The following is a 21,796-nucleotide window of genomic DNA, read 5'->3' as shown; positions in this document are numbered from 1 at the left end:
GCCCGCGCCCCGGCACAATGGCCGCCATGCCCGAACAGCCCATCGCCCCCGAAGCCGCAGCCCTGCCCGCCCCGGCGCGCTGGCTGCTGCTGGCCCTGGCTTGGCTGTGCCTGGGCCTGGCCATCCTGGGTGTCTTCCTGCCGCTGCTGCCCACCGTGCCTTTCCTGCTGCTGGCGGCCTGGGCCGCGGCGCGCAGTTCGCCGCGGCTGTCGGCGTGGCTGGAAGGCCATCCGCGCTTCGGTCCCCATCTGCGCGACTGGCGCCGGGCCGGTGTGGTGCGCCGGCGCAGCAAATGGCAGGCCACGGCCGTGATGGCCACCAGTGCCGTGCTGGTCCTGCTGCTGGTGCAAAAGACCTGGGCGGCCGCAACGGCGATCGCCTGCATGGCGACGGTGCTGTGCTGGCTGTGGCTGCGGCCGGAACAACCGCCGCAGGAATCAGCTGGCCAATAGGCTCAGCAGCCCGGCTTCGTCCAGCACGGGAACGCCCAAGGCCACAGCCTTGTCCAGCTTGCTGCCGGCCTCGGCGCCGGCCACCACGTAGTCGGTTTTCTTGCTCACTGAGCCCGCCACCTTGGCGCCCAAAGCCTCCAGCTTTTCCTTGGCCTCTTCGCGGCTCAGCGTGGGCAGGGTGCCGGTGAGCACGACGGTCTTGCCGGCCAGCGGCTGCGGCGCGCGGGCGGCGGGCTCGCCCTCCTCCCAGTGCACGCCGCAGGCGCGCAGTTGCTCGACCACCTCGCGGTTGTGCGGCTGCTGGAAGAAGGTGTGGATGCTTTCGGCGACGATGGGGCCGACGTCCGGCACTTCCAGCAACTGCTCCACACCGGCATCCATGATGGCGTCGAGCTTGCCGAAGTGGCGCGCCAGGTCCTTGGCCGTGGCCTCGCCCACATGGCGCACGCCCAGGCCGTAGAGAAAGCGCGGCAGCGTGGTCTGCTTGGAGGACTCCAGCGCCGCCAGCACGTTCTGCGCGGACTTCTCAGCCATGCGGTCCAGCGCGGCCAGCGCGCTCAGGCCCATGCGGTACAGGTCGGGCAGGACCTTGATGGCATTGCCTTCGACCAGCTGGTCGACCAGTTTTTCGCCCAGGCCCTCGATGTCCAGTGCCCGGCGCTGGGCGTAGTGCAGGATGGCCTGCTTGCGCTGGGCGCCGCAGAACAGGCCGCCGCTGCAGCGGTGGTTGACCTCGCCCTTTTCGCGCACCACGGCGCTGCCGCACACCGGACAGGCACGCGGCATGCGGAAATTGGGCACATAGGCTGGCCGCGCCGCGGCCACAACCCCGACGACCTCGGGGATGACGTCGCCGGCGCGGCGCACGACCACCGTGTCGCCGATGCGCGCGCCCTTGCGGCGCAGCTCGAACAGGTTGTGCAAGGTGGCGTTGGACACCGTGGTGCCGCCGACGAAGACCGGGTCCAGGCGCGCCACCGGCGTGAGCTTGCCGGTGCGGCCCACCTGCACGTCGATGCCCAGCACGCGGGTCAGCTGCTCCTGCGCCGGGTACTTGTGGGCCACGGCCCAGCGTGGCTCGCGGGTGACGAAGCCCAGCTGGCGCTGCAGAGCGAAGCTGTTGACCTTGTAGACCACGCCGTCGATGTCGAAGGGCAGGTCGTCGCGCTCCTTGCCCACGGCCTGGTGAAACGCTATCAATTCAGGAGCACCCTTGGCAATCTGCGTGCGGGCTGAGACCGGAAAACCCCAGGAACGCAGGGTCAGAAGTGCCTCGTAGTGGCTGTGGAAGTCGGGGCCGCCCTGGTCAGCCGGCGAGACCTCGCCCCAGCCGTAGGCAAAAAAGCTCAGGGGCCGTTGGCGGGCGATGGCCGGGTCCAGCTGGCGCACCGCACCGGCGGCAGCGTTGCGCGGGTTGACGAAGGTCTTCTCATTCTTGGCGCCGGCGTCGATCTTGGCGCGCTGGATCTCGTTGAGCTTGTCGAAGTCGGCCCGCCCCATGTAGACCTCGCCGCGCACTTCCAGCACGGGCGGCGCGTCCTTGGGCAGGCGCAGCGGGATCTGGCCGATGGTGCGGATGTTTTGTGTGACGTCCTCGCCGATCTCGCCATCGCCGCGGGTGGCGGCCTGGACCAGCACGCCGTTCTCGTAGCGCAGGTTGATCGCCAGGCCGTCGAACTTGAGTTCGGCCACGTACTCCACCGGCGGCGCATCCTCCGCCAGGCCCAGTTCCTTGCGCACCCGGGCGTCAAAGGCCTGGGCGCCGCTGGCCTCGATGTCGGTCTCGGTGCGGATCGACAGCATGGGCACCTGGTGGCGCACCTTGGCAAAGCCGTCCAGGGTCTGGCCGCCGACCCGCTGCGTCGGCGAGTCGGGCGTCAGCAGTTCCGGCTGCACGGCCTCCAGGGCCTGCAGTTCCTGGAACAGCTTGTCGTACTCGGCGTCCGGCAGCTCCGGCGCGTCCAGCACGTAGTAGCGGTGGGCGTGGTGGTGCAGCAGCGCGCGCAGCGCATCGACACGCTCCTGGACCTTGGGCGTCACGGCCATGCGGCGCCGCCTTCGCTCAGGAGAACAGGCGGCGCGCCTGGGCCGAACCGGCCGCCAGGTCGCGCGCGTCCAGCGTGTCGTACAGGGTTTCCAGGTCGGCGCCGATGGCGTCCAGGGCCTCGGCCTTGATGACCTGGCCGTTGTCATCGCTGATGACGCCGTCCATGGAGGCGGCCAGGCCGATGGCGCAGTCGCGCATGCGCACAAAGGGCTGCTCGCTGCGCTGCACCTGGGGCACGTCCACGCTCAGGGTCAGCTCGCGGATGGCCGACTGGGCGGGGTCGTCGGCCAGCGCGGCCTGGGTGTCGAAGGACAGGCCCAGCACCGGTGGCTGGCCGTTCTGGCCGGCCGGCAGCACCATGCGCCCGGGGATGGCGCCGGCCACGAAGCCCAGGCGGGCGGCGTTCTGCTGCACGTAGCCGGGGCTCCAGGCGGCATTGCGCGCGCGCAGGGTGAAGCTCAGCTGCGCGTCGTGGGCGCCGGCAAACTGGTCGAGCTCGCGGGCCCGCGCCACCTCGTCGCGCATCTCCGGGAATTCCGGCGTGCCGTTGAGGGTGTCGGCGAAGTCCTGCACCTTGACCACGAACTCCGAGTACTCGATCTCGTTGAGCGCGCCGGTGCGGTTGGCCAGCTGCACACCGGCATGGAAGGCGCTGTAGCGCTGGCCGGCATGCGGCATCTCCCACTGCCCGCTGGTTTCGTTCAAGCCCTCGATGGCAAAGGGCTTGCTGCCGACCCGGCGGGTGGTGGGCATGGCGGCCAGGGCGGCATCGCCCGAGACGGTGGCGTCCAGCGCGATCGGCGCCAGCACGTCGATCAGCGCGTCCAGGCCCAGCTTTTTCTCGGGCGCCGGCAGCGGCGTCTCGGTGACGTCGAAAACCGGCTCACTGCGTTCGGCCGCGCCCTGCACGGGCTCGGTCGGCGCGATGGGGGTCTCGGGCTGGCGCGGCTTGTTGCGGCGCGAGGTCCAGGTTTGCCAGGCCACCAGGACGGCCAGGATCAGGCCGCCGATGACGGCCAGGCCCACAGTGAAACTGCTCATCGGAAACTGGTTCATGCGTTTGCGGTCAGAGGGCTTCGGCCATGGTGATGGCGGATTCCATGTCCACCGCCACGATGCGCGAGACGCCCTGCTCCTGCATGGTCACGCCGATGAGCTGCTCGGCCATCTCCATCGCGATCTTGTTGTGGCTGATGAACAGGAACTGGGTTTCGCGGCTCATGGCGGTGACCAGCTTGGCATAGCGCTCGGTGTTGGCGTCGTCCAGCGGCGCGTCCACTTCGTCCAACAGGCAGAAAGGCGCGGGGTTGAGCTGGAAGATGGCAAACACCAGGGCGATGGCGGTCAGTGCCTTCTCGCCACCGGACAGCAGGTGGATGGTCTGGTTCTTCTTGCCCGGCGGCTGGGCCATGACCTGGACGCCGGAGTCCAGGATCTCGTCGCCCGTCATCATCAGCTTGGCGTTGCCGCCGCCGAACAGCTCGGGGAACATGCGGCCGAAGTGGCCGTTGACGATGTTGAAGGTGCCGGCCAGCAGCTCGCGGGTCTCGCCATCGATCTTCTTGATGGCGTCTTCCAGTGTGGTCATGGCCTCGTTCAGGTCGGCCGACTGCGAGTCCAGGAACTGCTTGCGCTCGCGCGAGGTGGTCAGTTCTTCCAGGGCCGCCAGGTTGACCGCGCCCAGGGCGGCGATCTCGCGGTGCAGGCGGTCGATCTCACCCTGCATGCCATTGAGCCGCACATTGCCTTGCTCAATGGACTTGGCCACGGCCTCCAGGTCGGCCTGGGCGTCGGCCAGCAGCTGGCTGTACTGCTCGAAGCCCAGGCGCGCGGCCTGTTCCTTGAGCTGGAAATCGGTGATGCGCTGGCGCAGCGGGTCAAGCTCGCGCTCAAGTGTGAGTCGCCTTTCGTCACTTGCCCGCAGCTTGGCGGTCAGGTCGTCGTACTCGCTGCGCTTGGCACCCAGCGACTGCTCGCGCTCGAGCTTGAGGGCCAGGGCGCTTTGCAAGCCCGCCTGGGCCGCAGCGTCGGTCAGGCGCGAGAGCTCTTCGCGGGCGCGCTCTTCTTCCACCGCGATGGTCGAGGCCTGCTGCGTCGCCGTCTCGATCGCACGCTGCAGCTCGCCGCGGCGCGCCTCCAGCGAGCGCTGGGAGAACTGCGCCTCTTGCGCCTGGCGCTCCAGGCTGCGCTGCTGCTCGCGCGACTCGGCCAGCTTGCGCTCGGCGTCGATGACACGCTCGTCCAGCTGGGCATGGCGCTCCTGGCTGTCGGCCAGCTGCATGTCCAGTTCTTCAAAACGGGCCTCGGCCGTCACACGGCGCTCCTGCAGCTCTTCCAGCAGGGCATCGACCTCGGCCAGGTCACCGGCGATCTGTTCGCTGCGGGCCCGGGTCTGCTCGGCCAGCTGGGTCAGTCTCAGGGTTTCGACCTGCAGCTCGTGGGCCCTGCTTTGCGTCTCGCCGGCGTCGCGGCGCACCGCCACCAGGCGCTGGGAGGCATCGCTGTAGGCGGCCTCGGCGCGCACCAGGGCCGAGCGGGCCTCCTCGGCGATCAGGACCTGGGCGCGCAACTGCTTGTCCAGGCTCTCGATCTCCTGCTGGCGCGCCAGCAGGCCGGCCTGCTCGCTGTCCTGCGCATAGAAGCTGACACTGTGGGCGCTGACGGCATGGCCGCTTTGCACATAGACCACCTCGCCGGGCTGCAGCTTGTCGCGCGCGGCCAGGGCTTGCTCGAAGCTGTCCGCGGTGAAGCAGCCGTGGAGCCAGTCGCCCAGCAAGGCCTTCTGGCCGGCGTCGTTCAGGCGCAGCAGGTCGGCCAGCCGCGGCAGCGCTGCATTGCCTTCGGGCAGGCCGGCCTGGGGCGGGCTGTAGAAGGCCAGCTTGGCCGGCGGCGCGTCGCTGCCGAAAGAACGCACCATCTCCAGGCGCGAGACTTCCAGCGCGCCAAGCCGCTCTCTGAGCGCGGCTTCAAGTGCGTTCTCCCAGCCCTGCTCGATGTGGATGCGGCTCCACAGGCCTTGCAGGCCCTCCAGGCCATGCTTGGCCAGCCAGGGCGTGAGCTTGCCGTCGGTGCGGACCTTCTCCTGCAGGGCCTTGAGCGCCTCCATGCGGGCCGACAGGTCGGCCTGCTTGTGGCTTTCGCTGTTGCTGGCCTGCTGGCGGTTGCGCCTGTCCTCATCGAGCTGCGGCACCTGGTCCTGCAACTCGTGCAGGCGGGCGTCGGCGGTCTCGGCCGCTTCCTGGGCCGCGGCCAGCTGCTGCTGCAGGTTTGTCAGGCGCACCTCGTCGGGCGCGGCCAGGGCGTTGCGGTCGGCCGCCAGGCGTTCGCGGCGCTGGTTCAGCTGGCGCGACTGTTCCTCGATGTTGCGCTGGTCGGCCGCCAACACCTGGATCTGCTGCTGCACCTGGGTCACGCTGGCGCGCTGCTCGGTGGCCTTGGCCTGGGCCTGGCGCAGGCCATCTTCCAGGTCGGGCAGCTGCTGGGCCTGTTCTTCCACCTGGGCCGCCAGCAAGATTGCCTTTTCTTCGGCGTCCACGCCCTGGGCGGCCAGGGTCTCGGTCTCGGCCAGGGCCTCGTCCTTGCGCATGGCCCATTGGCCGGTCTGTTCCTTGAGCTGCAGCAGGCGCTGCTCGACGCGCTGGCGGCCTTCGACCACGAAGCGGATTTCCGCTTCTAACCGTCCCACTTCGGCGCTGGCCTCGTAGAGCTGGCCCTGGGCCTGGTTGACATGGTCGCCGGCGGCATAGTGGGCCTGGCGGATGGTTTCCAGCTCGCTCTCGATGCGGCGCAGGTCGGCGGTGCGCGACTCCAGGTCGTTGATGGCCTTCTCGGAATCGGCACGGACCTTGGCCTGGTCGGCCTCGCCCTCGCTGCGCTTCAAGAACCACTGCTGGTGTTGCTTGAGCGTGACGTCGGACTGCAGGGCGTTGTACTTTTGCGCGACCTCGGCCTGCTTTTCCAGTTTTTCCAGGTTGGCATTGAGCTCGCGCAGGATGTCCTCGACCCGGGTCAGGTTCTCGCGCGTGTCGGACAGGCGGTTTTCGGTCTCGCGGCGGCGCTCCTTGTACTTGGAGACGCCGGCGGCTTCTTCCAGAAACAGGCGCAGCTCTTCCGGCTTGGACTCGATGATGCGGCTGATCGTGCCCTGGCCGATGATGGCGTAGGCACGCGGGCCCAGGCCGGTTCCCAGGAACACGTCCTGCACGTCACGCCGGCGCACCGGCTGGTTGTTGATGTAGTAGCTGCTGGTGCCGTCGCGCGTGAGCACGCGCTTGACGGCGATTTCGGCAAACTGCGCCCACTGGCCGCCGGCGCGGTGGTCGGCGTTGTCGAAGATCAGCTCGACCGAGGAGCGCGAGGCCGGCTTGCGGCTGGTCGTGCCGTTGAAGATCACGTCCTGCATCGACTCGCCGCGCAGCTCGCTGGCGCGCGACTCGCCCAGCACCCAGCGCACCGCGTCCATGATGTTGGACTTGCCGCAGCCGTTGGGTCCCACCACGCCCACCAGCTGGCCGGGCAACAGGAAGTTGGTCGGTTCGGCGAAGGATTTAAACCCGGAAAGCTTGATGGAATTGAGACGCACGGCCTGGGTCCGATGGCTGACTGGAAAGGGAACGCCGGCAGGAGCCGGCGACAGTGGGACGCATGATACCGTGCGCGCAATCGCTCCCGGGACCAGTCCGGGACGCTGGCCAGGCCACGGGGCGCGTGGCCTGTTGCCGATGCCGGCGTGAATGAATTCACGCAAACCGCCGCGGGCCCACCAAGCGGTGAAACCAGTCGGCACATGGGGCTTTGGCGACGCGTTGTCACAAATAGTAACGACAACCTGTAGGCTGCGGCCCTTCTTCTTTCGGTGCCGCAATGAACCCCGTCGTCGTTTCCAGCTACCAGCCCGCCTTTGTCGCCCTGTCCTTCCTGATCGCCATGATCGGCTCCTTCGTGGCCTTGACGGCCGCGACCCGCATCCGCCACCGCAACGGCAGGCTGAGCCTGAGCAACACCCTGGCGGCCGGCCTGGCGCTGGGCGGCATCGGCGTCTGGGCCATGCATTTCATCGGCATGCTGGCGCTCAAGCTGGACGTGGCCAGCAGCTACTCGGTGCTTGAGACCGCGGTCTCCCTGGTCGCCGCCGTCGGTGCCGCCTCGCTGGCACTGGGCTTCGTGGCCAAGGCCCCCGACAAGCTGCCGCGCCTGCTGGGCGCGGGCTTTCTGCTGGGCATGGGCGTGGTCTTCATGCACTACCTGGGCATGTTCGGCATGAAGTTCGGCGGCTTCATCCGCTGGGACCTGGCCGTCGTCGGCCTGTCGGCGCTGATCGCCGTCGTGGCCGCCACCGCCGCCCTGTGGCTGGCATTGAACACCCCGACCCTGGCGCGGCGCGTGCTGGCTGCTGCCGTCATGGCGGTGGCCGTCTGTGCCATGCACTACACCGGCATGGCGGCGGCGGAATTCGTCTGCACCACGGCCAACCGCACGGCCGTGCCCCAGGGCGCCGGCTACATCAGCTCGATCACCCTGCCGACCATGGTGACCATCGCGGCGCTGGCGATGGCCCTGCTGATCTCGATGGACCAGTTGTTCCAGCGCGCCGCCGTCGGCAGCGTGAAGCCCTCCCCAGGCGCACGCCGCTAGCCGGGACACCTGGGGCTTGCGGGGATAATCGCGCCCCATGAATCCCTTGTTGTCCCGCCTGCAGCCCTACCCCTTCGAGCGGCTGCGGCAACTTTTCGCGGGCGTCACGCCCAACCCGGCGCTGCGCCCCATCAGCCTGGGCATCGGCGAGCCCAGGCACCCGACGCCGCCCTTCGTCAAACAGGCCCTGGCCGGGGCGCTCGATGATCCGACCAGCGACCTGACCGCCTATCCGCCCACGGCCGGCACGCCGGCCTTGCGCAAGTCCTTCACCGGCTGGCTCAAGACCCGCTACGACCTGGAACTGGACTTCCAGACCCAGGTGCTGCCGGTCAACGGCTCGCGCGAGGCCTTGTTTGCCTTCGCCCAGACCGTGATCGACCCGGGCCCCAAGCCGGTCGTCGTGTGTCCGAATCCCTTCTACCAAATCTACGAGGGCGCGGCCCTGCTGGCCGGCGCGGAGCCTTACTACGCGCCCAGCGACCCGGCGCGCAACTTCGCGGTGGACTGGGACAGCGTGCCCGAAGCGGTCTGGGCGCGCACGCAACTGCTGTTCGTCTGCTCGCCGGGCAACCCCACCGGCGCCGTGATGCCGCTGTCCGAGTGGGAAAAGCTGTTTGCCCTGAGCGACCGCCATGGCTTCGTCATCGCCTCGGACGAGTGCTACAGCGAGATCTACTTCCGCGACGAGCCGCCGCTGGGCGGTCTGGAGGCCGCGGCCAGGCTGGGACGCAAGGATTTCAGGAATCTGGTGGCCTTCACCAGCCTGTCCAAGCGCAGCAATGTGCCGGGCATGCGCAGCGGCTTCGTTGCCGGCGACGCCGCCATCCTGCAGCAGTTCCTGCTCTACCGCACCTACCACGGCAGCGCCATGAGCCCGGTGGTCCAGGCCGCCAGCATCGCGGCCTGGAACGACGAAGAGCACGTGGTGGCCAACCGCGCCATGTACAGGCAGAAATTTGCCGAGGTCACGCCCATCCTGGCCCAGGCGCTGGATGTGCAGTTGCCGGATGCCAGCTTCTATTTGTGGGCCGGCATCCCGGGTGGCGACGACACCGCCTTCGCCCGCGAACTGCTGGCTCAATACAATGTCACCGTGTTGCCGGGCAGCTACCTCGCGCGCGAGGTGAACGGGAAGAACCCCGGCGCCGGCCGCATCCGCATGGCCCTGGTGGCCGAGACCGCGGAATGCGCCGAAGCCGCGCAACGCATCGTGCAATTCGTCCAATCATCCAGAAGCAAGCAATGACCCAACAGCTCCAGCAAATCATCGACGCCGCGTGGGAGAACCGCGCCAGCCTGTCCCCCCAGTCGGCCCCGAAGGAAGTGGCCGAAGCCGTTGAGCACGTCATCGGCGAGTTGAACAAGGGCCGGCTGCGCGTGGCCACGCGCGAGGGCGTGGGCCAGTGGACGACGCACCAGTGGATCAAGAAGGCCGTGCTGCTGTCGTTCCGCCTGAAGGACAACGAGGTCGTCAAGGCCGGCGATCTGGGCTTCTACGACAAGGTCCAGACCAAGTTCGCCCACCTCTCGGCCGAGGAAATGGCCGCCACCGGCGTGCGCGTGGTGCCGCCGGCCGTGGCCCGCCGCGGCAGCTTCATCGCCAAGGGCGCCATCCTGATGCCCAGCTACGTCAACATCGGCGCCTTCGTCGATTCCGGCACCATGGTCGACACCTGGGCCACCGTCGGCTCCTGCGCCCAGATCGGCAAGAACGTCCACCTGTCGGGCGGCGTCGGCATCGGCGGCGTGCTCGAGCCGCTGCAGGCCAACCCCACCATCATCGAGGACAACTGCTTCGTCGGTGCCCGCTCCGAAGTGGTCGAGGGCGTGATCGTCGAGGAGAACTCGGTGATCTCCATGGGCGTGTTCATCAGCCAGAGCACCAAGATCTACAACCGCATGACCGGCGAGATCAGCTACGGCCGCGTGCCGGCCGGCTCGGTGGTGGTCAGCGGCTCCATGCCCTCCAAGGACGGCAGCCACAGCCTGTACTGCGCCGTGATCGTCAAGCAGGTGACGGCCGCCACGCGCGAGAAGACGAGCATCAACGAGCTCCTGCGGGATTAAATGGCCCCCACGCTCGTCACTGCGTGTACTCGCTGCCCCCCGAGGGGGCCGCAGTCGCCTAGGGGCGGCCCGTCGGCGACCAATCCAAACTACAACGAGGGCCTGCTATGAGCACGATGGAGCGCATCCTGCGCCTGATGAGCGAGAAGAAGGCTTCCGACGTCTTCCTGTCGGCGCATTCGCCGGCGCTGATCAAGATCAATGGCCAGTGCCTGCCGATCAACAACCAGCTGCTGCCGCCTGAAGCCACGCGCAACCTGCTGGCCGAGGTCCTGCCTTACCAGCGGATGGAGGAACTGGAGACCACCGGCGAGCTGAACATGGCTTACGCCATCGAGGGCGTGGGCAACTTCCGCTTCAGCGCCATGCGCCAGCGCGGCACCTACGCGGCGGTCATACGCTACATCACCTCCGAGATCCCGCCGCTGGCCTCGCTGTCGGTGCCGCTGATCCTGGGCGACCTGATCATGGAAAAGCGCGGCCTGCTGCTGATGGTGGGCGCCACCGGCGCCGGCAAGAGCACGACGCTGGCCTCGATGATGGACTACCGCAACGAGAAGGTCTCGGGCCATATCCTGACCATCGAGGACCCGGTCGAATTCCTGTTCACCAACAAGAAGTCGGTGGTCAACCAGCGCGAGGTCGGCACCGACACCATGACCATGCAGGCGGCGCTCAAGAATGCGCTGCGCCAGGCGCCCGACGTCATCCTGGTGGGCGAGATCCGCGACCGCGAGACCATGTCGGCCGCCATCGCCTACGCCCAGTCCGGCCACCTGTGCCTGGCCACCATGCACGCCAACAACAGCTACCAGGCCCTCAACCGCGTGCTGTCCTTCTACCCGGTGGAAGTGCGCCCCACCATGCTGGGCGACCTGGCGGCCGCGCTGCGCGCCGTGGTCTCGCAGCGCCTGCTGCGCACGGTGCACGGCAGCCGCGCGCCGGCGGTGGAGGTGATGCTCAACACCAAGCTGATCTCCGAGCTGATCGAGCGGGGCGACTTCTCCGGCGTCAAGGAAGCCATGGAAAAGTCCATGGCCGAGGGCTCGCAGACCTTCGAGCAGGACATTGCCCGCCTGATCATCGACGGCGTGGTCGACAAGAAGGAGGGCATGTCCTATGCCGACTCGCCGACCAACCTCCAATGGCGCCTGCAGAACGACTTCGCCGGCAAGGACGCCGTCCGGCCGGAAGAAGGCGCGAGCGAGGAAGACCTTGCCGACGAGCCGTCGTTCACCGAGATCACGCTGGATATCAAACACTAGAAATGGCGTCTTGACCTTGAAAGCGCTTCACCTCACCGAGCAGCTGGTTTCGCGCCGCTCGCTCACGCCGCAGGACGACCAGTGCCAGGACATCCTGGCGGCGCGGCTGGCGCCGCTGGGCTTTGCCTGCGAGACCCTGGCCTTCGGCCCGGACAGCCTGCGCGTCACCAATTTATGGGCGAAACGGCCTGCAGCCCCCGGCAATACTGCCTCAGACGCTATCAAAACGATAGTTTTCGCCGGCCATACCGACGTCGTGCCAACCGGCCCGCTGGAGCTGTGGCACAGCGACCCGTTCACGCCCACCCACAAGGACGGCAAGCTGTACGGGCGCGGGGCGGCCGACATGAAGACCTCGATCGCCGCTTTCGTGGTGGCGGTGGAGGAGTTCCTGGCCACCACCCCGAACCCGGCCATCTCGATCGCGCTGCTGATCACCAGCGATGAGGAAGGCCCCAGCGTGGATGGCACGGTCAAGGTCTGCGAGGTCTTGCGCGAGCGCGGCGAGACGCTGGATTACTGCATCGTCGGCGAGCCGACCTCGGTCGAGCGCCTGGGCGACATGATCAAGAACGGCCGGCGCGGCAGCATGAGCGGCAAGCTCACCGTCAAGGGCGTGCAAGGCCATATCGCCTACCCGCAGCTGGCCAGAAACCCCATCCACATGGCCATGCCGGCCCTGGCCGAACTGGCCACCCTGGAGTGGGACTGGGGCAACGACTTCTTCCAGCCCACCAGCTGGCAGCTGAGCAACGTGCACGCCGGCACCGGCGCCACCAACGTCATCCCCGGCTCCCTGGTGGCGGATTTCAACTTCCGCTTTTCCACCGAGTCCACGCCCGAAGGCCTGCAAAAGCTGGTCCACGACGTGCTGGACCGCCATGGCCTGGACTACGAGCTGCAATGGACCGTGGGCGGCCTGCCCTTTCTGACCCAGCCGGGCGAGTTGGTCGGCGCGGTGCAGCAGGCCATCCTGGCTGAAACCGGCGTCACGACCGAGCTGTCCACCAGCGGCGGCACCAGCGACGCCCGCTTCATCTCGCGCATCTGCCCGCAGGTGATCGAGTTCGGCCCGATCAACGCCAGCATCCACCAGATCGACGAGCACGTGCTGGTCGCCGACATCGAGCCGCTGAAGAACATCTACCGGCGCACGCTCGACAACCTCAACGCCCAGGCCAGTGCATGACTGTCATCGAACTGATCGAGGCCGCGGCGGCGCGCCTGACCCAGGCCGGCGTGGCCTTTGGCCATGGCACGGCCAACGCCTTCGACGAAGCCGCCTGGCTGGTGCTGTGGCGCCTGGACTTGCCGATCGATGACCTGGACGGCGCCGCCGCCATGGCCGTCTCGCCGCAACAGCACGACAGCGTGCGGGAATTGATCGAGGAACGCATCGCCAGCCGCAAGCCCGCCGCCTACCTGACCCGCGAGGCCTGGCTGCAAGGCCTGCCCTTCTACATCGACGAGCGCGCCATCGTGCCGCGCAGCTTCATCGCCGAACTGGTGGCCGACGGCAGCATCGACTACTGGCTGGGCGAGCACACCCAGCGCGTGCTGGACCTGTGCACCGGCAACGGCAGCCTGGCCGTGCTGGCCGCCCTGACCTATCCGGACGTCCGGGTCGATGGCGCCGACATCTCCACCGAAGCGCTGGAAGTGGCCCGCATCAATGTCGACCGCCATGGCGTGCAAGAACGCGTGCGCCTGCTGGAATCTGACGGCTTGCAGGCCGTGCAAGGCCCTTACGACTTGATCCTGTGCAACCCGCCCTACGTCTGCAGCCTGAGCATGGCCGCCCTGCCCCAGGAATACCAGGCCGAGCCCGCCCTGGCCCTGGCCGGCGGCGCCGACGGCATGGACTTCATCCGCGGCCTGCTGCGCGATGCCCCGGCCCAGATGAGCGAACAGGCCGTTCTGGTGCTGGAAATCGGCAATGAGCGCGAGCACTTCGAGGCGGCTTTCCCGCGGCTGGAAGCGGTCTGGCTGGAAACCAGCGCCGGCGGCGACCAGGTGCTGTTGCTCACCCGCGAGGCCCTGGCAGCCCTTTGAGGCGGCCGGCCGGGCCCGCCCGGCGATAATCGGAGGTTCCCCCGCCTCCGGACCCCCTGCCATGAGCACCACCGCGCCCACCGCCCCCCTGACCTATGAGCAGGCCGGCGTCAATTACGACCTGATCGACCCGCTCAAGGTGGCTGCGCAGCGCGCCGCCGCCGCCACCGGCGCCCACCTAGCCCACCACAGCCTGTCCGAGGTGGCAGCCTCGCGCGGCGAGTCGGCTTATGTGGTGGACATCGGTTCCATGTACCTGGCCTCCATCGTCGAATGCCTGGGCACCAAGACCCTGGTGGCCGACGACATGGCCAAGCTCACGGGCAAGAGCTATTACGACGGCATCGCCCAGGACACCATCGCCATGGCCGTCAACGACCTGATCACCGTGGGCGCCACGCCCCTGGTGGTGCAGGCCTACTGGGCGGCCGGCGGCTCCGACTGGTTTGCCGACGCCCAGCGTTCCCAGGCCCTGGTGGCCGGCTGGAAAAAGGCCTGCGACGTCTGCAAGGTCGCCTGGGGCGGCGGCGAGACCCCGGCCCTGGCCGGCGTGGTGGCCGAGGGCCGGGTCGACCTGGCGGCATCGTGCACCGGCATCGTCAACCCCAAGAGCCGCCTGACCCTGGGCGAGAAGCTGGGCCCAGGCGACGCCATCGTGCTGCTGGCCTCCAGCGGCATCCACGCCAACGGCCTGTCGCTGGCGCGCAAGCTGGCCGAGCGCCTGCCCCAGGGCCTGCTGACCGACATCGGCAACGGCCAGAGCTATGGCGAGGCCCTGCTGGCGCCCACCGCCCTGTATTCGCCGGTGACCGAGGCCCTGGCCGCCGCCGGCATCGTGCCGCACTACAGCGCCAACGTCACCGGCCACGGCTGGCGCAAGCTGATGCGCCTGCCGCGCGCCCTGACCTACCGCATCGATGCCCTGCCGGCCAAGACGGCTGTGCTGGAATTCATGCAGCGCGAATGCGGCCTGGACGACCACGAGGCTTACGGCACGCTCAACATGGGCGCAGGCTTCGCCTTGTACCTGGCAGCCCAGGACGCTGAGCGCGCCGTGGAAATCGCCAAGAGCCTGGGCGTGGACGCCCTGGTCGCCGGCCATGTCGAAGAAGGCCCGCGCCGCGTCGTCATCACGCCCCTGGGCGTGGAATACGGTGGCGACGAGTTGCAACTGCGCTGAACATCCCCGGCGGCGGCCGCTCCAGGCCACCGCCCTTTCCCGAGAATCCCCTGTTTTGATCACCCTCAAGAATGTCGTCCTGCGCCGCAGCGCCAAAGTGCTGCTGGACAAGGTCAACCTGACCATCAACCCCGGCGAGAAGGTCGGCCTGGTCGGCCGCAACGGCGCCGGCAAGTCCACCCTGTTCGCCCTGTTCAACGGCGGCCTGCATGAAGACGCGGGCGATTTTTACCTGCCCTCGCAATGGCGTATGGGCCAGGTGGCGCAGAACATGCCCGAGACCGAGGAGTCGGCCACCGACTTCGTGCTGGGCGGCGACGTCGTCCTGATGGAGCTGCGCCAGAAGCTGACCGAGGCCGAAGCCTCGGAAGACGGCATGGCCATCGCCCACGCCTACACCGACCTGGCCGACGCCGGCGAGCACGATGCCGTGCCGCGCGCCCAGGCCCTGATCCAGGGCCTGGGCTTCAAGACCAGCGAGCTGGACAAGCCGGTCAACAGTTTCTCCGGCGGCTGGCGCATGCGCCTGCAGTTGGCCCGCGCCCTGATGTGCCCCAGCGACCTGCTGCTGCTGGACGAACCGACCAACCACCTGGACCTGGACGCCCTGGTCTGGCTGGAAGCCTGGCTCAAGCGCTATGCCGGCACCATGATCGTCATCAGCCACGACCGCGAGTTCCTGGACGCGGTGACCAACGTGACGGTGCACATCGCCGCCCAGCAGCTCACCCGCTACGGAAGCAACTACAGCGGCTTCGAAACCCTGCGCGCCCAGCAGCTGGAGCTGCAGTCCTCGTCGTTCGCCAAGCAGCAGGACAAGATCGCCCACCTGCAGAAGTTCATCGACCGCTTCAAGGCCAAGGCCAGCAAGGCCAAGCAGGCGCAAAGCCGGGTCAAGGCGCTCGAGCGCATGGAAAAGATCGCGCCGGTGCTGGCCGACGCCGACTTCACCTTCGAGTTCAAGGAGCCGGCCAACCTGCCCAATCCCATGCTGGCCATCACCGACGGCGAGTTCGGCTACACGGTCGAGGGCGAGACCAAGACCATCGTGCGCGGCGTCAACAAGTCGGTTCTGGCTGGCCAGCGCATCGGCATCCTGGGCGCCAACGGCCAGGGCAAGTCCACCCTGGTCAAGACCATCGCCGGCGACGTCCCACAGCTGTCGGGCACCATCACCCAGGGCAAGGGCCTGTCGATCGGCTACTTCGCCCAGCAGGAGCTGGACGTGCTGCACCCGCAGGACAACCCGCTGGAGCACATGACCCGGCTGGCCCGTGATGTGGGCCCGCAGGCGCGCGAGCAGGAGCTGCGCAACTTCCTGGGCACCTTCAACTTCGCCGGCGACATGGTCAAGCAGGCCGTGGGCACCATGAGCGGCGGCGAGAAGGCACGCCTGGTGCTGGCCATGATGGTCTGGCAGCGCCCCAACCTGCTGCTGCTGGACGAGCCCACCAACCACCTGGACCTGGCCACCCGCGAGGCCCTGTCGATGGCCCTGAACGAGTTCGAGGGCACGGTGATGCTGGTCAGCCACGACCGGGCCCTGCTGCGCGCGGTCTGCGACGAGTTCTGGATGGTCGGCCGCGGCGTGGTCTCGCCGTTCGACGGCGACCTGGACGACTACCAGCGCTACCTGCTGGACGAGTCCAAGCGGCTGCGCGAGGAAGCCCGTGTTGAAGCCGCGTCCGCTCCTGTTTCGATAGCTGCTCAGGTCCATCCGGCGGGGGGTACGGGCAGTTCTTCCTCTCAACGCAAGCAGGATGCGCAGCAGCGCCAGCAGCAGGCGGGCCTGGCCAAGCCGCTCAAGAAGGAGCTGGAACAGGCCGACAAGCGCATGGCCCAACTGCAGGCCGACAAGGCGGCCCTGGAGGCGCGGATGGCAGGCGCCCTGGCACCGGCCGAACTGGCCGACACCGGCCGCCGGCTCAAGGCCGCCAACGACGAACTGCAGACCCTGGAAGAGCGCTGGCTGGCACTGTCGGGCCAGATCGAGGCGATCGAAACAGGCGCTTGAGCCCTCTTGCAAGCGGGCCTGGCCGGCCGCAAGTGCGGGGGATGGCTACCGCAACCGAGCTCGCCGCCGGCAACCCCGCCTTGCAGGAACGCATCCGCGCCAGCCGGCGCCTGCTGAACCGCCGCGCCATGGTGGCGGCCGCCGCCAGCGCCGTGCCCGTGCCCGGCCTGGACTGGGCGGTTGACGCCGCCCTGCTGTCGCGCCTGGTGCCCGAGATCAACGCCCAGTTCGGCCTGACGCCCCAGCAACTGGACCTGCTGCCCGCCCACAAGCGCGAGAAGGTGCAAAAGGCGGTGAGCGTGGTCGGCTCCATGCTGATCGGCAAGCTCATCACCCGTGACCTGATCCTGCACATGCTGCGCTCCCTGGGCGTGCGCATGACGGCCAAGCAGGCGGCCCGCTTCGTGCCCTTCGCCGGCCAGGCCGTGGCCGCCATGATGGGTTATGCCGCCGTGCGCTACCTGGGCGAACTGCACATCCGCGACTGCGTGGACGTGGTCCGCCAGGCCAGGCTGCAGCTACCCGCGCCGCCGCTCTAGAGCCGGCCCTGGAAGCCCCTGGCGGGCACGGGCTCGAGCGACAGCGCCAGATCCTTCTGGCGTGCCGTCTCGATCTTGCGGGCGGTCAGTTCGGCCGTGTAGCGCAGCTTGTTGAGGTCGCGCTCGGTGATCTGCGGATTGACGCCGAAGCTGAAACAGCACAGCGTTCCGTAGACCTGGCCCGTGCCCAGCACGATGGGCGTGCTCAGGTGGGTGCCGATGGGAAAGGGCGTGGCCAGCGATGGGTCGGCCGCCTGCAGCGGCGCGGCGTCGGCGATCAGCTGGGGCAGCCGGCCGTCGACGACACGCTGGCACCAGGATTCTTCCAGCGGATCGCCACCGCCGGCGGCGATCACTTCCTTGCCGGGCGTCTGCTCCACATAACGGAAGACCCTCTTGCCGTCGGTGAACTCCGAAACGAAGACCACGTCCATCTTCATTTTTTCGCGCAGCAGGCGCAGCACCGCAGGCACCGAATCATCGATCAGGGTGTCGGCCTCGTCGGCCGTTGCCACCAGCAGTTCCGCCACCTTCACTTCCACGTCATCGGGATCGAAGCCCGGGTCATGCCAGTTCATCGTTTGAAAACTCCATGCATTGACAGCTTGCGTCGTTGCTGCAACTTTAGCCGCGCCGGCACGGCCTGTCGTGTCGAAATGTTGGCAATTTCCCCGCCATTTGAGCCATCTCCTGCGGCCGCCAAACAATTCGACTATCATCTAATTATGGAAGAACCAGCAGTCATCAAGGCCTTGGCCGCTCTCGCGCACCCGATCCGCCTGCAGATTTTCCGCGCCCTGGTGGTGGTTGGACAGGACGGCCTGACCCCCTCCAGGATGGCCGAAGGCCTGTCCATGGCGGCAGCCACCCTGTCGTTTCATCTCAAAGAACTCCTCAATGCGCAGCTTGTGACGCAGGAGCGGCTTGGACGCAACCTCGTCTACAGGGCCGCATACGACCAGATGAACGGGGTTCTTGGCTACCTGACAGCGCATTGCTGCCAAGGCCAGGAGTGCCTCGCCCCCGCCGCGCAAGCGGCCTGCATCCAAGGAGATTGACCATGACTCGCTTCCATGATCCGCAACGGCCAGCCGGCGCCTGGAGCCTTGCTCCCGGCCAATCCACCTGCCTGTGTCCGGGTCAATGCGGCCACTTGCGCCTGCGGGGCGGGGGCCTCTGGCTCAATGGAAGGCAGTTGGACCGTGGTGAAGACGTGCGCGTGTGGTCGCACGAGCGGGTGCAATTGAGAAACTTCGCCAGATCGGCAACGGGATTTTTCAGCTGGGACTACTGCGCGCAGCAGCCAGGTGCCCGCGCCAGGGCGCGCAGCCTCCTCACAAGATGGATCGAGTGGCTCGCCGCACCCCTGCAGGCCAAAGTCCAGCCCTGAGGATGGCCCAAAAAAAGGCCCTGGCGCATTCGCGCCAAGGCCTTGATTTTTCACCAAATTCATTTGGTAGGACGTACTGGATTCGAACCAGTGACCAACGGATTAAAAGAGCGCTTACAACCGATATAAGTTATTGATTTGAAAAGACTTTTAGAACATACAGTTCTTTTTACGCTCGCGAACTACAGCAGGGTCGGAACTATCGTTAGGTCGCAGCACTGGTGTCCGCAGAAAGCGTGCTCGTTATCCCCTCACAGCCGCCTCTTTCGTCTCATCGGTTTGGGAAGCTTGATTGACCAGAAAAAAACGCGCTGCAAGCAGCGCGTTTTAGATCTGGCCGCGAGGCCGTGAGTTACTTCTTCTTCGACGGCACGTACTGCGTGAGCGCCGAACCAGCTGCGCTCTTCGCTGACTGGCTGCTTTTCGGATCGGCCAGCACCTTTGCGGCATTGGTGGCCACGCGGGCCGAGGTCTGTTCGTTCGAAGGCTTTTTACCTGACATGATAAGATTTCCTTAACAACAAAAGCAAAAGTTGGGGCGGGTTCCGCCCCTTCGCGTTATCGCCACTCCGGCCCGTATCCAGTTCGTCCCGGCAAAGTTCGTGACTGGTGCGGGCCTTGTTCATTGGGGGCGGGCACCGGCGGCAATGGCAACCCGTCCGCTGAATCATGTTGTCATGGTTGCCCTCCGCCGCCTTGGGCGGCTTCGTCGAGCCGGTAGTTTTCGATGAGGAACTTGGTGATCTTCAGGGCGTAGGCCCACTGTGCGGCAGTCATGTTGTCCGGCAGGAACACTGCGCCGTCAGGCATTCCATGCAGGGGCACCGGAATCTTGACGAAGCCCTGCATCTTGTCGGGAATGCCCTCGTCGTCGTCCTCCTCCTCGGGCTCTTCCACCACGTTGCCGACGCCCTGCGCTGCCTTCTTGGCTTTTTTCTTGGTGCCGTTGGAACTGACGACTTTGGGCGCCTTCACGTGCGGCCCGAGCGTGAGGTTCGCGTCTTTCGCAGCCAAAATGAAAAACGCCATCGCCTTGGTCACGGTAGAACCGCTGACGCCGTAGTCTCTGAACTTCTGCTCCACCTGAGAGCCGGTCGCCTTAGCCAAGTCGATGCTGTTGTCGCGAGTGAATCCGTAACTATCGATCAGCACCTGCTTGAACAAGACGGGGAACTGGGCATCATTGGCATCAACGAGTCCTTCCAGTTTTGGCGTTGGAACATCAGCGGCATCGGTCAGGCCAAGCCAGCGCAGGCTCGGCATCAGCGCCGACTGACTTGAACCAGAAAGCTTCGAAAGAACGCTTTTGTCGATCCGCGACGGAATACCGGTTTCCCTGAGGCTCTTCACAAAGGTGAGGAAGGTCGCGTACGTCACGTACGGCGGGGATTCCTTCTTGTCGACTTCAGTTGCCATGATCCACTCCTCGGTTGTCGAGTAATTGGTCACACTCTAACACAGAGATTTTCTGGGTTGCAAGCACATGACACAGAAAATCGCACAGAGACCTAAAAATCAGTCTTTCGCGATTCTGCGCCATTTCTCGATTTTCAGCCAGTTAGCCGAGCCGGAGGCGGGCAAGAGCTACAGCGCAGCACGCTCCAAGAGCTGGGATGCTTGCAAGCCCAAGGCAGCCGCAAGGCGCATGAGGGTGAGAACAGCTACGTTATTGTCGCCACGCTCTACGCGGCCAACATAACTTCGGTCCACGCCAGCGAGGAGCGCCAGCGCCTCCTGTGACACGCCCTGCTCCATGCGCACCTCTCTGATTGCTGCCCCGAGCGCTAAAAGCGCGGGATCTTGACGCTGTCGAGTTAGGTTTGGCACCAGCGCAGTGTCGAGGCCACGTGCGCCATAATCCACGGACCATGTACCGCAGGAGTTGATATGAAACTGGAGCAGGCCACCGACAAAGACATCCTCGATGTAGTTGAAGCTGCGGAAATCGTGGGTTGCTGCGAGCGCACGATGAAGCAGTTGCTCAGGGACGGCGTGCTACCCGGCATAAAACTCGGGAAAGGCTGGCGCGTTCCGAGGGCCGAGTTAGTCCGCGAACTCAGCTTGATCGCCGTGACAGGGTTGAACCTCAAACGGCAAGCGCTGAATCGGGCTCACGCCGCTCTTAACCGGCCACCCAGCATCGTCAAAGCCCGTAGGCGACCCCGGTCGCCAGAGGGCGGATCGCCACGTTAGCTACGACGCGCGACGTTAGGTCGCGACACAGAAAAAAAGAAGCCTGCTACATTTTTTGTAGCAGGCTTTCGTTATTGGTAGCGGTATTGGTGGTAGGACGTACTGGATTCGAACCAGTGACCAACGGATTAAAAGTCCGCTGCTCTACCAACTGAGCTAACGTCCCACACTTTCTTCACCACCTTGAAGCGGCAAAGCCAACGATTATAGCGTTGCTTGCGAGGGCTTCCGGCTGGCCAGCTGGTCCAGCACCCAGCCGGCTGCGCACTGGCCAAAGGTGGCGGTGACGCTGACCACCGAGCCGTAGCCGTGGCAGTTGAGCGAGCCGTCGCCGTCGATGGCGCAGGAAGGGTCGGGCGGGGCCACGGCTTCGCGGCTGAAGACGCAGGCCACACCGATGGCCTTGCCTTCGCGCGGCGCGCCATGGTGCTTGCGCAGTCGGTAGCGCAGCTGGGCCAGCAACGGGTCGTGTGTGGTGTGGGCCAGGTCGTCGATGTCAACCTTGTGGGCCAGCCGCTTGCCGCCGGCGGCGCCGATGCTGATGAACAACTTCTTGTGCTGGCGCGCCCAGGCGGCCATCGCGGTCTTGGCCTGGACCTGGTCGCAGGCGTCAATCACCGCATCCACGCCGGGCGGCAGCAGCTGCGGCCAGTTGGCCGGCTCGACAAACTCCTCGATGCAATGGACCACGCAGGCGCTGTGGATGTGCGCGATGCGCTCGCGCATGGCCTGCACCTTGGCCTGGCCGACGGTGCTGTCCAGGGCGTGGATCTGGCGGTTGATGTTGGATTCGGCCACGTGGTCCAGGTCGATCAGGGTCAGCTCGCCGACGCCGCTGCGGGCCAGGGCCTCCACCGCCCAGGAACCGACGCCGCCAATGCCGACCACCGCCACATGGGCCTTGCGGATGGCCGCGGCGCCGTCCATTCCATAGAGCCGCTCGAGCCCCCCGAAGCGCCG

At 66.7% G+C, this 21,796-nt stretch carries 20 protein-coding genes and 1 tRNA gene; 12 read left to right on the top strand and 9 right to left on the bottom strand.

All coding sequences use genetic code 11. From position 1 onward, the window contains the following. Positions 1 to 26 precede the first annotated feature (26 nt). Entirely contained in the window at positions 27 to 452 is a 426-nt protein-coding gene (locus Q0632_RS12270) for a YbaN family protein (RefSeq protein ID WP_367181194.1), read from the top strand. On the opposite strand, the gene ligA is transcribed toward Q0632_RS12270, so the two are convergent. From ligA to smc, 3 genes are read right to left on the bottom strand one after another with little or no spacing between them, the layout of a single operon-like run. Further along, on the bottom strand, positions 438 to 2,498 hold the full coding sequence (gene ligA / locus Q0632_RS12265; protein ID WP_298929864.1) for an NAD-dependent DNA ligase LigA: 2,061 nt from the start codon (positions 2,496 to 2,498) through the stop codon (positions 438 to 440). The genes Q0632_RS12270 and ligA overlap by 15 nt on opposite strands. A 16-nt stretch (positions 2,499 to 2,514) precedes the next feature. Further along, positions 2,515 to 3,540 (bottom strand): cell division protein ZipA C-terminal FtsZ-binding domain-containing protein, encoded by a 1,026-nt coding sequence (locus Q0632_RS12260; RefSeq protein ID WP_298929859.1) that lies wholly within the window; start codon positions 3,538 to 3,540, stop codon positions 2,515 to 2,517. Positions 3,541 to 3,565: 25 nt separating this feature from the next. After that, a complete protein-coding gene (gene smc / locus Q0632_RS12255) occupies positions 3,566 to 7,081 on the bottom strand; it encodes a chromosome segregation protein SMC (protein WP_298929854.1) in 3,516 nt (1,171 codons plus the stop codon). Positions 7,082 to 7,362: 281 nt separating this feature from the next. On the opposite strand from smc, the gene Q0632_RS12250 reads away from it, so the two are divergent. From Q0632_RS12250 to Q0632_RS12210, 9 genes are all read left to right on the top strand, one after another. Continuing rightward, positions 7,363 to 8,133: an MHYT domain-containing protein gene (locus tag Q0632_RS12250; RefSeq protein WP_298929849.1), complete on the top strand. Its 771-nt coding sequence runs from the start codon at positions 7,363 to 7,365 to the stop codon at positions 8,131 to 8,133. 37 nt (positions 8,134 to 8,170) lie between these two features. Further along, positions 8,171 to 9,382 carry a succinyldiaminopimelate transaminase gene (dapC, locus tag Q0632_RS12245; protein WP_298929844.1) on the top strand — a complete coding sequence of 404 codons (1,212 nt, stop codon included), beginning with the start codon at positions 8,171 to 8,173 and terminating at the stop codon, positions 9,380 to 9,382. Further along, positions 9,379 to 10,203 (top strand): 2,3,4,5-tetrahydropyridine-2,6-dicarboxylate N-succinyltransferase, encoded by an 825-nt coding sequence (gene dapD, locus Q0632_RS12240; RefSeq protein WP_298929841.1) that lies wholly within the window; start codon positions 9,379 to 9,381, stop codon positions 10,201 to 10,203. Before dapC ends, dapD begins: the two co-directional genes overlap by 4 nt. Positions 10,204 to 10,310: 107 nt before the next feature. Further along, entirely contained in the window at positions 10,311 to 11,468 is a 1,158-nt protein-coding gene (locus tag Q0632_RS12235) for a PilT/PilU family type 4a pilus ATPase (protein ID WP_298929836.1), read from the top strand. Between the two features lie 10 nt (positions 11,469 to 11,478). Then, positions 11,479 to 12,657, top strand: coding sequence for a succinyl-diaminopimelate desuccinylase (dapE, locus tag Q0632_RS12230; RefSeq protein WP_298929831.1), 1,179 nt, complete (start codon positions 11,479 to 11,481; stop codon positions 12,655 to 12,657). Then, on the top strand, positions 12,654 to 13,520 hold the full coding sequence (prmB, locus tag Q0632_RS12225; protein WP_298929827.1) for a 50S ribosomal protein L3 N(5)-glutamine methyltransferase: 867 nt from the start codon (positions 12,654 to 12,656) through the stop codon (positions 13,518 to 13,520). Before dapE ends, prmB begins: the two co-directional genes overlap by 4 nt. 61 nt (positions 13,521 to 13,581) lie before the next feature. After that, entirely contained in the window at positions 13,582 to 14,700 is a 1,119-nt protein-coding gene (locus tag Q0632_RS12220) for an AIR synthase-related protein (protein WP_298929822.1), read from the top strand. 55 nt (positions 14,701 to 14,755) lie between these two features. After that, entirely contained in the window at positions 14,756 to 16,714 is a 1,959-nt protein-coding gene (locus Q0632_RS12215; protein WP_298929817.1) for an ABC-F family ATP-binding cassette domain-containing protein, read from the top strand. A 41-nt stretch (positions 16,715 to 16,755) separates the two neighbouring features. Next, positions 16,756 to 17,253 carry a hypothetical protein gene (locus Q0632_RS12210; protein WP_298929813.1) on the top strand — a complete coding sequence of 166 codons (498 nt, stop codon included), beginning with the start codon at positions 16,756 to 16,758 and terminating at the stop codon, positions 17,251 to 17,253. Here Q0632_RS12210 and Q0632_RS12205 read toward each other — a convergent pair. Beyond that, a complete protein-coding gene (locus Q0632_RS12205; protein WP_298929808.1) occupies positions 17,250 to 17,831 on the bottom strand; it encodes a GAF domain-containing protein in 582 nt (193 codons plus the stop codon). The genes Q0632_RS12210 and Q0632_RS12205 overlap by 4 nt on opposite strands. 147 nt (positions 17,832 to 17,978) lie before the next feature. On the opposite strand from Q0632_RS12205, the gene Q0632_RS12200 reads away from it, so the two are divergent. Beyond that, positions 17,979 to 18,311 carry a helix-turn-helix transcriptional regulator gene (locus Q0632_RS12200; protein ID WP_298929924.1) on the top strand — a complete coding sequence of 111 codons (333 nt, stop codon included), beginning with the start codon at positions 17,979 to 17,981 and terminating at the stop codon, positions 18,309 to 18,311. Between the two features lie 684 nt (positions 18,312 to 18,995). Here Q0632_RS12200 and Q0632_RS12195 read toward each other — a convergent pair. The 3 genes from Q0632_RS12195 to Q0632_RS12185 all read right to left on the bottom strand — a co-directional run bounded on the left by Q0632_RS12195 (position 18,996) and on the right by Q0632_RS12185 (position 20,470). Then, complete coding sequence (locus Q0632_RS12195) at positions 18,996 to 19,145, bottom strand: hypothetical protein (RefSeq protein ID WP_298929804.1); 150 nt, start codon at positions 19,143 to 19,145, stop codon at positions 18,996 to 18,998. Between the two features lie 173 nt (positions 19,146 to 19,318). After that, entirely contained in the window at positions 19,319 to 20,059 is a 741-nt protein-coding gene (locus Q0632_RS12190) for a hypothetical protein (protein ID WP_298929799.1), read from the bottom strand. 168 nt (positions 20,060 to 20,227) lie between these two features. Continuing rightward, positions 20,228 to 20,470: a helix-turn-helix transcriptional regulator gene (locus Q0632_RS12185; RefSeq protein ID WP_298929921.1), complete on the bottom strand. Its 243-nt coding sequence runs from the start codon at positions 20,468 to 20,470 to the stop codon at positions 20,228 to 20,230. A gap of 60 nt (positions 20,471 to 20,530) precedes the next feature. Here Q0632_RS12185 and Q0632_RS12180 point away from each other — a divergent pair, with 60 nt between their 5' ends. After that, positions 20,531 to 20,836 carry a helix-turn-helix domain-containing protein gene (locus Q0632_RS12180; protein WP_298929796.1) on the top strand — a complete coding sequence of 102 codons (306 nt, stop codon included), beginning with the start codon at positions 20,531 to 20,533 and terminating at the stop codon, positions 20,834 to 20,836. 90 nt (positions 20,837 to 20,926) lie between these two features. On the opposite strand, the gene Q0632_RS12175 is transcribed toward Q0632_RS12180, so the two are convergent. Then, a tRNA-Lys gene (locus Q0632_RS12175) sits at positions 20,927 to 21,002 on the bottom strand. A gap of 38 nt (positions 21,003 to 21,040) precedes the next feature. Next, positions 21,041 to 21,763, bottom strand: a complete 723-nt coding sequence (locus Q0632_RS12170) for a tRNA threonylcarbamoyladenosine dehydratase (RefSeq protein WP_298929918.1) — start codon at positions 21,761 to 21,763, stop codon at positions 21,041 to 21,043. Positions 21,764 to 21,796 lie beyond the last annotated feature (33 nt).

This window comes from uncultured Ramlibacter sp., from assembly GCF_936925435.1.
GTDB lineage: Bacteria > Pseudomonadota > Gammaproteobacteria > Burkholderiales > Burkholderiaceae_C > Ramlibacter.
Note: the sequence above shows the minus strand (reverse complement) of the source record. Positions and strands in the feature narration are given on the sequence as shown.